This is a genomic window from Candidatus Dependentiae bacterium (assembly GCA_026389065.1).
Classification (GTDB): domain Bacteria; phylum Babelota; class Babeliae; order Babelales; family Chromulinivoraceae; genus JACPFN01.
Window position 1 is genome coordinate 31,661 of sequence record JAPLIP010000034.1, and the last position, 12,032, is coordinate 43,692.

Here is a 12,032-nt window from a genome sequence, read left to right on the forward strand (position 1 = left end):
TGCGCCTTGTTGATCATAGCAAGAAGCAGTTATGATGAAAGTAAATGATGTCAATTATTAAAGATAAAAAAACAGATCCAAATAAAATTTTGCCTATGAAGTATTTGTGGGCAAGGGGTTATTATAAAAGCGGCGTTGCCAATAATTGGACACCCGAAGAAGTCTCTATGCAGCAAGATGTAGAGCAGTGGAAAACTCCAGGCGCTATATCTTTAAAAGAAAGAGAATTAATTCTTTTAAACCTTGGTTTTTTTGCTACAGCTGAATCGTTGACAGCAAATAACATTGTTTTAGTTTTGTATAAACATGTGACTAATCCAGAGTGTCGACAATATTTATTGCGTCAGGCATTTGAAGAGGCTGTTCACACGGATACATTTATTTATTGTTGTGAATCGCTTGGTCTTGACCCTGAAGAAATTTATACCATGTACGAAACTGTTGATGTTATCAGAGAAAAAGATGAATTTGTCGTAGGTCTGACAAAGTCTATTTTTGATAGCAACTTTGAAATAGTCGATGCAAACACAACTCAGATGTTTGTTAGGGATTTGATTGGGTTTTACGTTATCATGGAAGGAATTTTCTTCTATGCTGGCTTTGCGATGATGCTTTCTTTGAAGCGTCACCAAAAAATGGTTGGAATTGGTGAGCAGTTTGAATATATCATGCGCGATGAGAGTATTCATCTTGCTTTTGGTTGTGATTTAATAAGCACAATTATTCAAGAAAATCCAGAAATTTGGACAGTTGCTTTTAAGAGCGAAGTAGTTGATTTAATCAAGAAGGCTGTAGAGCTCGAAATGGCGTATGCTATTCAGGCTTGCCCAGACGGTCTTTTGGGAATTACAAGTAAGCAATTTTGTGACTATGTTCAGTATGTTGCAGATCGAAGACTTGTTCGCTTGGGATTGCCAAAAGTATACAACAAAGAAAATCCATTTTTATGGATGTCTGAAGCGACTGATTTAAGCAAAGAAAAAAACTTCTTTGAAACTCGAGTAACTGAGTATCAATCTGGTGGATCGCTTGAGTGGTAGGTAAAAAAAAATAAATTTAAGAAATAATTTAAGATTAAAAAGCTCTGGTTTTGGCCGGAGCTTTTTTTGTTTTCCGGGTAAATTCGGACTCACGCTCCGAGATTACTTGGAGCTTTGGCGCATAGTCAATATACATTCTATTTTTTATCTGTTTTGCCATCGGAATAATCTCTATCGACGTTCCTTCAAATGCTTCTTTGGCCTTTTTAAAACAGTTTGATTTTGTAGTTACAATGATTGTTTTAACGTTGGTTTGCATGGCAAATTGGTGTGCGGCTTTTGCCAAAGAAGCGCTTGGCTTGCATAGCACAAGAGTGTCAATGCGTGTAATTCCCGTGGCTTTTATAATCGATGGAAGAATTGAGTAGTCGATATTGGTGTAAAAGTTTTGCTTCTCGCAAAGTGCGCCATAGTCGATCAAATATGTTTTTTTGTTGACATGAAGCACTGTCATTTCTTTACCGCTAATTTTTTTGCAAAGGCCTTTTGGCTGGATGAATTCACGAGAAATTATCAGCAAAAACCAGAAAACAAAAAGTACTCCGACGGCTTGTTTGGTGTTTGGTTTTATGTAGGTGTATAAAAAATATACCATGATGCAAAAGACAACAGATATCCACCAGGTTTGAAAAGAAAATCCAATTAGGTAGTTCGGGTTGCCAAAAGACAGAAGGTGGTGCCATAGGTCTGTGATCTTTTCTAGGGCCCATGTCAACCATGAGCATGGGAGTCCAATTATTGCAGAGACTGAAAATAAACAAGAAACCCAGAGAAATAAAATGAGCAGTGGGGTAAAAATCATGTTTGAAATGGGGCTCATGTATGAAATTGGTAGCCCCCAGTAGGTTAAAACAGGAAGTGACATTAAAGAGATTATGAGCTGTAGCTCTAAAAATCCATACAACCATTTAAGAAAAAGTGAGTTTGTTTTTTTAAGCATTGCTGTTAAAGGTTAAATAAAGATTTTTCCAGAAAAGCTTGCTGCTTCCTGCGAGAGGAAGTTGAGCAAGGGCAAGCTTAAGCAGAATAATTTTATCTGTAATCATAATCATTTTTTGTATATCTATTTCACCTTCAGCGCTTACCTTTATTAATTTTGCATGAAAATGTTCAAGCAAAAGATCAACTATTTCTTTGGTTTGAGATTCTTTGATGCTTAGTCGGTCAATGCTTTTCATAAATCCAGATGGATTTGAAAATGACAGTTGTATAAAAGGTTCCATTATTTCTTGATATGAATGCTCGATCTGTTGTTGTGCAAACTGTTTTACAAAACATCTTGATATCAGTGTTGGTAAGATGTCATCAGATCTGCTCGCTAGAAAGATAAAAAAGTATCCATCGTGCGGCTCTTCGATAGTTTTAAGTAATCTGTTGCTGCATGCAGGGGTTAGGTCTTGCGCATTGGTAAAAATAAAAAATCGTTTTTCGTTTGTGTCTAATTTAAATCGTACAGACTCAATTACGATATCAATTTCATCTAGGGTGTATGAACCGTCTGGTTGTAGCCAAGTAATCCAAGGGTGTTGTTTTTGCTCTATTTGTAAACAATTGTTGCAACTTTTGCAGCCCCTATCTTGGCATAAAGTACTTTGTAATTTGCTTATAGCTTGCTGTTCAAGCGTTGTACTGTCGCTGATCCAAAGGTGCGCATGATGAGCAGGTATGTAATTATGGCTTTGCATTATTTTTCTCTCGCTAGTTTTTTAATATGGCAAAACACAGAAAAGAATTTCTATGTGAAAATAGGCTTCTTGTTAAAAATTTATTTTTTCTATTAGTTGTTTGTAAAAATTATTAAGATAACGTAGTTTAGCTTATCAAAAATCGCAAAAAGTGTATAATTCAAAAATGGCAAAAGATACAATAAGAAATAAAAATATAAACATTTTGGGTAAGGATAGGTCGACAATGAATTTTTTCAGGAAAATACAAACATTATTATTTTTAACACATTTCTTTTATGGAAATTTAGGCTGCTCGCAAGAAAAAAAAGAAGTGCCAGCTTGGGCTACTGAAGAAATAAGTAGGCTTTGTGTTGAGTCTGCTAAAAAAAACACTTTTTTTATGAGACTAACTGCTGAAAGCATAGCTATTTTGATTGATAATGCATGTATTTCTTTAAAAATTGATGCAAAAAAAAATAAGGTTAATCTTTCTCGCACGCTAATGCTTTTGTATGGAGCTCTTGGCGATATATCGCTTAAAAACACATCAAAAATATCAGAAATTGGGTTAACGCCTGAGAGTTATATTGATTACTGTTCGAGTTTGGTGATTAAGTCTTTGCCTGAAAAAGAATTGCGCTTACTTATTAGATCAAGGGGTAATCATGTTGGAGTGCTTTATGAAGAAAGTCTGGCGCGATTTAGAGCAAATCTTGAGACGTCGATTAATGAAAGTATTATGCCAAAAGTATCTGAGGTTTTTGAAGCTGTTAACTTGTTAGAAAAACAAAGAGAAGAGAATTTCAAAAATCCGCCATTGCTTTTGCGACGGTTGCCAGATGGAACATTTAAGGCGTTAGCTATTGAAGACGGCGAGCAAAGCCTTAATGAGTCTCTTCCTCATTGGATAGAAGATGCTAAATACAATATTCAATGCCATTGCAAGAAGTCTAGAATTTCTTTTTCAGGGTCAATGCTAGAAAGAATAATTATATCATTTGATTCATTAATTGGTCATGCTTCTAACCGAAAAGAAGAGATTGATAGGGTTAAGATGGTTAGCGATTATTATATGAGAATACAAACCAGTATAATTGATACTTTAAAAGAAAAAGAATTAATAATTTTTCCGCAAATGTATAAAGATTCTGAGGATAATTTTATTCTGGCTATGAAGCAAATTCATGAAGAAAATGGTTGTGCTTTCTTTAAAAATCCTATTGCTGACAAGCTGAAGTCCAAACAAGCTATAATTGATGAATTTACTGAAAATATGATTAATAAAGTCTTAGAGCTGGAGGAGGTGGCGAAGTCTACTAATCTAACAGCTCAAGAAAAAGATTTAGCACAAAGTGCTGACTCTAAAATGTTAGCTAATTTTGTGGAAAAAGCTTGTGATAAAGAAGTCTTTAATTTTGCGCTTCATCAAAAAGTTTTGGCTGCTCTCGCTCAAAGAAAAAATAATTTATTGCTTGAAAGTAGGATAAGAAAAGTTTCATTTGAGGAAAAAATATTTGACAAGTTGGCTCAGGCTGTCGCTAGGTCTTATGAGTCTTTATCTGTTGATCAAAATGAAAGTCATTTAGATGTGTTTGGTCGTTCGGTAGAGCTTCTTTATTATACGATCGGTAGCATAATGAATAAAGAAAAAAAATCTTTTGGTTCTTATATTTCTTGTGCTGATGAATACACGGAGGTGTTTTTAGATGCTATAGAATCCCTTACAGATGAATCTTTAAGGTCTCTTATAAAAACAAAAGGTGCTAATACTGGCATGATTTCTGAGGATGGATCTGTGATATTTAAAAAAAGCATAGAAGATTATCTTGAAAGAAGCTTAAAGATCGCAAAATTGGTTAAGCGTGCAACAAAAGAAAAGATAGATGCACCAAAAATCTTACAAGAAGTTGTAGTTGGCAAAGATGGAAAAGTAACAGGGCTCACTGCTGACCAGTTTCAGCTTCTTCTTGAGTTAGAACCCGAATCTAAAAGTTTAAAATTAAATCCAGCGCACAAGCCTAAGGAAAAAAACAAAAAAACCATTGCAAAGCAAAAACCAGTTGTTGCCGTGGTTTCTCGCTTACTAGAGCCAATTCTTGGTGGTAAAGATAAATCTGCAAAGCCTGTAAATCTTGCACAGTCTGAATCAGCAGTATCAGCTGCGCCTGTCAAGGCTCTGCTTGTCAAATCATTGTCATCTGCTGCATCTGCCAAGGCATTGCCTGCAGAATCAGAAAAAGTTAAAAAGAAAACATTAGCTGATATTGAAAGAGAGATTTTGTTGGCACAAGAATCTGATTTGCAAACAAATGATATTTCTAAGTTGTCTCGCAGAAAGCAAAGAGAGCTTGATAAAGCCAAAGATAAAGAACTTCAGAAAAATAATTCTAGCAGCGTTTTACAATTTTCAGATAAGTTATTAGAGGTTCCTATTGCAACTTTGACTCCTGCCGAGTCAGATGCTTTGCTACAAGTCTTACCTGCAGCTCTTGATGACAAGGCCATAGCATTGATTGATTTTGAAAAAGGTTTAAATATTGTGCATCGTCGTAGACATGATCCATATAGCCCAGATAAGTCTTTTGTTTCTCACATAGAAGACTTTGCTTGCAATCAAGAGCCAGAAAGAGAAAGATTGATGATTAGGGGTCGTGGAGTGACTGCTCGGCAGTAAGTAATAGTTTTAGTAATTAATGTAGGGTTTTTATGAAAAATTATAAAAAAATATACTTTGCGTTGCTTTTCTGTTTTATTTCGCATAGCGGATTGTTTTCTTCAAATCAAGCGATTTCATTTGATACGCAGCAAGATTTTTTGCTTCAAGTTTTACATGATGAGATTTTGCAGGATTGTAAAAATAAAGGAGAAGATTTTTCTGAGAGCGTTTTTTGTGATGCTGCCATATTGATGTCAAATTTGTTTTTAGAGCAGGTTAAAAATAATCCTTCATTTAACATGAAGGATTATAACGCGTTTTTAGCTCGTGGAGTTGTTGATTATTATCGAAAAGAGATAGCTCGGACTGAGCGTTTGCTAAAAATTTACATTACTTTGTCAGAGGGTGAAATAATAGAAATTCAAAGACAAATGGCAGAAGATCTTAAGCAAACCGATATAAAAAACATGATAGATGTTAATGGTTGCTGTTTGAAGCAAGAGTTTTATGAAAAGCGCCTTGGTCGTGAAATTATAGTTATTGCATTGGTATCTAAAAGGAAGGTTGGAGCGCTTTCAGCAAATCAATTTGTCGAAGCTGCAACATCGGTAGAAGTAGGAAAAGAAGTTCATCCAGCCCTTGCTCAAGCTTCTAAGGCAAAGGTTAGGCGACTAACTGAGTGTCCTGCATGGGTAAGCGCTACAAGATCTGATTTAATTAAAAAAGCAAAAAGTGGAGGGTATGATTTTGATATTGATGTTTTCAAGTCAATTGTTATTGCAATAGAGGCAGCATTCAATCTTGTTTATGCAGACTTAAAGAATAATAAAAACAAGCAAGAAATTGTAAATTGCATTATTTCTCAGAGCTATTCAATTGTTTGCGGAGAAAGAAGGCAATGCAGCATTAATGAAGATGCTTGTTCTAAAAATCCTTCTGATTATATAAAAATATTGCAAAAAGAGTCCGTGATCCTTGCAAAAAAAGCTTTAAAAAATATGCCTGACAGTGTTATTTCTAGTCTTGTCAATCCAGGAAGCAAATCATTTAATGGTCACGAGTGGGATCGTTATATGTTTAGTTATGAAGAAGAGTTTAAAAATGCTGTTGAAGCTGAGAGGAACAGGATTAAATTTATTAATTCTAAAAAAACAGTTGAAAAATCACAAGTAGAACCTGCCCAATTATCTTCTATGACATCTGTAACAGGTTCAAAAGACAAAGAAGTAACAGTTGCGTGTAAAGAAATTTTGAATACAGCGTCTCATGTTCTTCTTGATGCAGAGGGGCCTATCCTAAGTCCAATTTTAAAGGTCCTACCTCCTAAGGCAGAAGAGCCAGATTGGATTAAGGCAAATAGGCTGTATGCAGAGTTCATCGCAGATCAATTAAAACAACAGTCTAAAAATAAAAATATGTTTAAGCAGGCAAAGGGTTTGAGTAAGACTCAGCAATTGAAGTTTCTTTATAAAAAAGAATCGGATGATGCTTTGAAGGCTCGTCAAAAAGAAGATTTTGAGATACAAAAACTAGAGGCTGATAGGCTACAAGAAGAAAAAAGAATACAAAGATCTTTAGAGCAAGCTGAGTTTGATAGAAAAAACCTTGAAAGAGAAAAGGAAGAAAAAAAGGCAATCCGAATTCAGGCTCGATTGAAATTACCTGAACTTGAAGAGAAATCATGCAGGGTGGGTTGTTTGCTTGTTGCTGGCTCAGCATTGAAGAGTTGGATTATGTATGCCTTTTTAAAAAAAGAAAAAACGCTGCAAAAGCTTTCTTGCCAGAAAGCAGAGCTTGAAAAAGAGCTTGAAGAAAAAAATGAAAGATTTAAAGCTTTTCAAGAAGCTATGCCTCCTGTCAGGATCGTTGGAGAAGATAAATATAAGCCTTGGCTTAGCTGCTTTCTCTATCGCAAAGAAATTGATCCTTCTTGCTATACATGGAATCCATACGATAAAACTTCTTCTATTAAGCCAGGGACCAATCTTTTTAGAAAAAATGCAGATATTTATAGGGTGGAAAATCCAGAGATTGGCGATATTGAAGAAAATATAAAATTGTTGCAGCAATTTATTTCAAAGAAAGATAATGTAGCGTCTGGCCAGGTCGGAGTTGAATCGTCTTTCGATGGACAGCGCTTGCTCGAAGGCTTAGATGAAACTTTAACATCAAGGCCGAGGCTTATGGTTAGAGGTCGAGGCAGAAGTTAATATATAACGACTGAGTCGAAAGGTTTTGCTTCTCAACTCTTTTAAATACAAAAATTATTGATTTTATGACGTGGGATAATATATTTTTAGATCAACTATAAATTGATGGGTTTTGTTATAAAAGGGGGAAGATATGAAAAAAGATCTAAGTGCCAATGGAATGCGACCATTAAATGACCGTATGCGTGGATGTAAATATTGTATGACATCTCGTGGCATCAAAAAAATGCAAGATGTTGCGTCAAGAGTCAAAAAACATTTTAATGATTTGTGGTCTGGGCGAAATAAAAAGTAAGTAACTTAAGGTAAAAGTTGTAAAGAGATCTCTCTTTTTGATAATGTGCTCAGTAAAAGTATGGATATTAAAAAGGGGGATTTTTTTATGGTATCAAAATTTGGTAAAACAAAATTACTTGAAACAACAAAGTTGATTGTTTCAACATTGGTGATTGTTCTGGTTAGTTTATTTGGCTGTGGTTGCAACATTGAGGCAAAAAGCCTCGATTCTGGTTTTATACCAGGAAGCCAAGTTCGGCTTAAGCTCATTTCTGTAGAAAATGAAACTGATGGATTAGAATTTCAAACTTTTTATGGCGGTGAATCTGCGAGTTCTTTAGTTTTTCCACAAACAACATTTCATTTTTCTCCGTCCAAGGCAATAGGCTTAGCAAGCAATGAAATGCTTGTTATAAAATGTTGCAAAGGTTCTTTTCTTCCTGTTTTTATTCAAGATGGCGGGGTTGCTAGCGGTGCTGCCGAGCTTGGATACGAAGGGCCATTTTACATTTCAATGTGGATGCAATATCCACAGGCGTCTACATCTTCTAAAATAAACATAAGATATCTGATAAAAAAGGGTCAAGTGGGAACCGTTGGAGTTAGAATTGGGAAAAAAGGCGACTACAGATTTTTAGCTTATGACAATGTTAAGTTTGTCTCATAGAAAGGATGGCATCCTTGTAACTTTTGACAGAGTTTGAATTTCGTGGATAGAATATATCCATCTAATTTATTTCTTTATTAAAAAGGTTAATAAAAATGTTGAAATCAATGTTTGTTGCAGCACTTTCAAGCTCATGGGTTGTTAAAGCATCAGAAGAATCAGAATCATACGCAGATCGCGCAGAATCATTTGGCGATGAAATCTTAGAAGGCGTTGAGTCACTTCCAGAAAGAATGGAAATGGGCTGGAAAGATTCAGTTATGGCACACTGGGACATGATGCCTTCATGGCAAAAAGTAGTTGTCGTTGTTGTCCTTGCATTAGGTGCTTTCTGGTTAGTTTGCAAGCTGATGAAATCTGGAAAAGGCGGCTGCTGCAAAGGCGAGTAAAAGTTTTGATTTTGTTTCGATAATAAAAAAGGGCTCTTTTTATAAAGAGCCCTAAGTTTTTAAATTAAATTCATTTTTTCAATAAAGTCGATGCAAGTTTGGCTCCATGATTCCATTTGATTGTATAAAGCTTTACACTCATCAAGCGTTAAAAGCATTCCGCTTTTATGTTCGTTTTTAATAGAAATTTGATCAGAGCTTCCTTTGAGCAAAAGAATCATTCCCAGGTGAACTTTGCCAACGTCATTAGTGTCATCATTTAAGATTCCAATTTTACTCATTTCTTTAGAGCCTGAGTAGTTTACTTCCTCTTCAAACTCTCGCAGAGCCCAGTTGAAAATATTGTTGCTCGATAAATCTTCTTGGCGCATGTGGCCACCAATGCCGATTGAATATTTGTGAGCAAGTCTTTGTTCTGATGCAGTAGTTTTGCGTTGCATGACAAATATTTTTTGGTCAACGGTAAAAATTACGTAGGGAATTATTTGTTTGTATGTTGGATTGGTTTCAGCGTGGGATCTGGGCATAAATGCACTATGTGTTTGTATGGTTTGCATGCACTGATCAAATATTTGATTATTTATGCCGCTCCATGCATTGGTTTCATTAAAAAGAATTGAGCGTTTTACGACAAGAATTTCTTCACTTAAATGGGATGGTTGAACTTTAGTTGATTGTATTTGAGGGTTGTTCATTTGGTTCCTTTTTTTTATATCTTTTTTAAAAAGTATATCCCAAAAAACGAAGAAAAAAAATCAATGTTTTTTATGCTTTTGTGCAATTGATGTATACTAAAAAAGTAAATATTTAATACTTAATTTTAAAAAACTTAATGTTATCGTAACCGCAAAGGTAAGGCATGTCATACAACTTTAAAGATGTTGAAAAAAAATGGCAGGAGCAGTGGGAAATCAAACCTTATGGGGTTGTAGATCCTAAAAATAATGGCAAAAAATATTATTGCCTAGATATGTTTCCGTACCCTTCAGGATCAGGTCTGCATGTCGGGCATTGGCGTGGTTACGTGCTCTCAGATGTCTATGCGCGCATTAAAGTTTTACAAGGTTATAATGTTTTACATCCGATGGGCTGGGATGCATTTGGTTTGCCTGCAGAAAACGCAGCAATTAAAGAAGGTATTCAGCCTAAGGCCGCAACAGAAAAAAATATTGCTGTCTTCAAAAGTCAGCTTAAACAAATTGGTGCAATTTACGATTGGTCAAAAGAATTAAATACCACTGATCCAAGTTACTATAAATGGACGCAGTGGATTTTTATTGAAATGTTTAAACGTGGTCTTGCTTACGAGTCCATGTCACAAATCAATTGGTGTCCTTCTTGTCTTACCGGCCTTGCAAATGAAGAAGTGGTTAATGGCGGTTGTGAGCGTTGTGGCTCTGCGGTAGAGCCTAAAAAGGTTCGTCAATGGGTTTTAAAAATTACCGATTATGCAGAAAAGCTACTTGAAGGGCTTGATCGTTTAGATTGGCCAGAAAAAGTAAAATTGATGCAAAAAAACTGGATAGGCAAAAGCAGCGGCTTGATTTTTACATCACCAGTTAAAGACATGGACCTAGAAATAGAAACATTTTCTGCTCATTTTGAAATGTGTTATGCAGATACTTTTGTAGCCATAGCTCCAGATCACAAGCTACTTTCAGTCTTGCTAGATGGTGTTCAAAACAGAGAAGAAATCGAAAAGTTTTGCAGTACTATTTTAGCAAAGCGACTTGAGAAAAATTATTCAGGAAACGAAGTAGAAGGTATTTTTACCGGACGCTACATTGTTGATCCTTTGGGAAATGGAGATCTGCCGATCTGGGTCGCTAGCTTTGCGCTTGCTGACTACGGAACTGGAATTATTAAATGTTCTGCTCATGATCAACGCGACTTTGATTTTGCTAAAAAATATAATATTCCTTTAAAAGTTGGCATGATTCCACAAGATCTGTCAATTCAAAAACAAGTTGAAAATTTTGAAGTTTGTTTTACTGATGCAAGCAGTGGAATTTTACTTGAGCCAACGCCATTTAAAGGTAAGATTGCATCTGAAAGCAGACAAGAAATTATCGAGTATCTTGTTTCTCGTGGTCTTGCAAAAGAAAAAGTAAGTTATCGTTTGCGTGATTGGGTTTTTTCAAGGCAGCGGTATTGGGGTGAACCAATTCCTTTAATTCACTGTCAAGCATGTGGAGTCGTTGCAGTTCCAGAAAGTCAGTTGCCAGTTAGATTGCCAGAAGTTGAGCGCTATGAGCCAACGGGAACAGGCCAATCGCCACTTGAAGCGATTCATGATTGGGTAAATACTACCTGTCCGCAATGCAAAGGCCCGGGAAAACGGGAAACAAACACGATGCCACAATGGGCTGGATCATGTTGGTATTTCTTGCGGTATCCAAATCCAGATTTAAAAGATGAAGCTTTTTGCCAAAAAGATTTAAATTATTGGCTTCCTGTTGATCTGTATGTCGGCGGTGTAGAGCATGCAATTTTGCATCTTTTATACTCACGTTTTTATGTAAAAGTTTTATATGATGCTGGTTACTTGCCCTTTGATGAGCCATTCAAACATCTTTTTAATCAAGGAATGGTTTGCAAGCTTTCAGAAAAATCTGGTGCTGTAGAAAAAATGTCAAAATCTAAGGGAAACGTGGTCAACCCTGATGAGATTGTACAAATGTATGGTTCTGATGTTTTGCGCATGTATATTTTATTTATGGGGCCTCCTGAGCTTGATTGTCAGTGGCAAGATGCTGGTATCGAAGGTATCAAACGCTTTACCTCTCGGTTCATTACTTTTGTTTCAAGTCCAACAACGCTGCTACAAAGTGGCTATGAGCATTCAGAAACAACAAGGCGCCTAAGTCTGTTAATCAAACAGGTGCAAGAGCGCATCGCAGAATTTAAGCCAAATACGGCACTTGCTTCATTTATGGAGTGGACCAATGATGCCATGAAGTCTGACATGAAGCTGAGTAAGGATTCCTTAGAAAAAGTTTTAACTTTGTTTTCTGTTTTTGCACCACATGCATCATGTGAGCTCCTAGAAAAACTTGTCGGCAAGGATTTAACTCAGTGCGCTTGGCCTAGCTATGATGCAACTTTGTTAATTGAAAGCAACGTAACT

Annotated in this window: 10 protein-coding genes; 7 read left to right on the forward strand and 3 right to left on the reverse strand. The window is 35.9% G+C overall.

The features are described 5' to 3' along the window. Nucleotides 1-44: 44 nt before the first annotated feature. Nucleotides 45-1,040, forward strand: coding sequence for a ribonucleotide-diphosphate reductase subunit beta (locus NTU89_01960; GenBank protein ID MCX5923311.1), 996 nt, complete (start codon nt 45-47; stop codon nt 1,038-1,040). Between the two features lie 34 nt (nt 1,041-1,074). Here the strand turns inward: NTU89_01960 and NTU89_01965 are convergent, their stop codons facing one another. Continuing rightward, nucleotides 1,075-1,980, reverse strand: coding sequence for a hypothetical protein (locus NTU89_01965; protein MCX5923312.1), 906 nt, complete (start codon nt 1,978-1,980; stop codon nt 1,075-1,077). Beyond that, nucleotides 1,973-2,725 (reverse strand): hypothetical protein, encoded by a 753-nt coding sequence (locus NTU89_01970; protein ID MCX5923313.1) that lies wholly within the window; start codon nt 2,723-2,725, stop codon nt 1,973-1,975. Before NTU89_01970 ends, NTU89_01965 begins: the two co-directional genes overlap by 8 nt. A 226-nt stretch (nt 2,726-2,951) precedes the next feature. On the opposite strand from NTU89_01970, the gene NTU89_01975 reads away from it, so the two are divergent. The 5 genes from NTU89_01975 to NTU89_01995 all read left to right on the forward strand — a co-directional run bounded on the left by NTU89_01975 (nt 2,952) and on the right by NTU89_01995 (nt 8,905). After that, nucleotides 2,952-5,381, forward strand: coding sequence for a hypothetical protein (locus tag NTU89_01975; GenBank protein MCX5923314.1), 2,430 nt, complete (start codon nt 2,952-2,954; stop codon nt 5,379-5,381). Nucleotides 5,382-5,413: 32 nt separating this feature from the next. After that, nucleotides 5,414-7,573, forward strand: a complete 2,160-nt coding sequence (locus NTU89_01980; GenBank protein ID MCX5923315.1) for a hypothetical protein — start codon at nt 5,414-5,416, stop codon at nt 7,571-7,573. A 133-nt stretch (nt 7,574-7,706) separates the two neighbouring features. Next, on the forward strand, nt 7,707-7,868 hold the full coding sequence (locus NTU89_01985; protein MCX5923316.1) for a hypothetical protein: 162 nt from the start codon (nt 7,707-7,709) through the stop codon (nt 7,866-7,868). Between the two features lie 87 nt (nt 7,869-7,955). Next, nucleotides 7,956-8,516 carry a hypothetical protein gene (locus tag NTU89_01990; GenBank protein MCX5923317.1) on the forward strand — a complete coding sequence of 187 codons (561 nt, stop codon included), beginning with the start codon at nt 7,956-7,958 and terminating at the stop codon, nt 8,514-8,516. Nucleotides 8,517-8,611: 95 nt separating this feature from the next. Next, the gene (locus NTU89_01995; protein MCX5923318.1) at nt 8,612-8,905 is read left to right on the forward strand and encodes a hypothetical protein; all 294 of its coding nucleotides are present in this window, start codon (nt 8,612-8,614) and stop codon (nt 8,903-8,905) included. Nucleotides 8,906-8,964: 59 nt separating this feature from the next. On the opposite strand, the gene NTU89_02000 is transcribed toward NTU89_01995, so the two are convergent. Next, nucleotides 8,965-9,600: a hypothetical protein gene (locus NTU89_02000; GenBank protein MCX5923319.1), complete on the reverse strand. Its 636-nt coding sequence runs from the start codon at nt 9,598-9,600 to the stop codon at nt 8,965-8,967. Between the two features lie 164 nt (nt 9,601-9,764). Here NTU89_02000 and leuS point away from each other — a divergent pair. Further along, nucleotides 9,765-12,032: leucine--tRNA ligase (gene leuS / locus NTU89_02005; GenBank protein MCX5923320.1), on the forward strand; the 2,268-nt coding region annotated here is incomplete at its 3' end.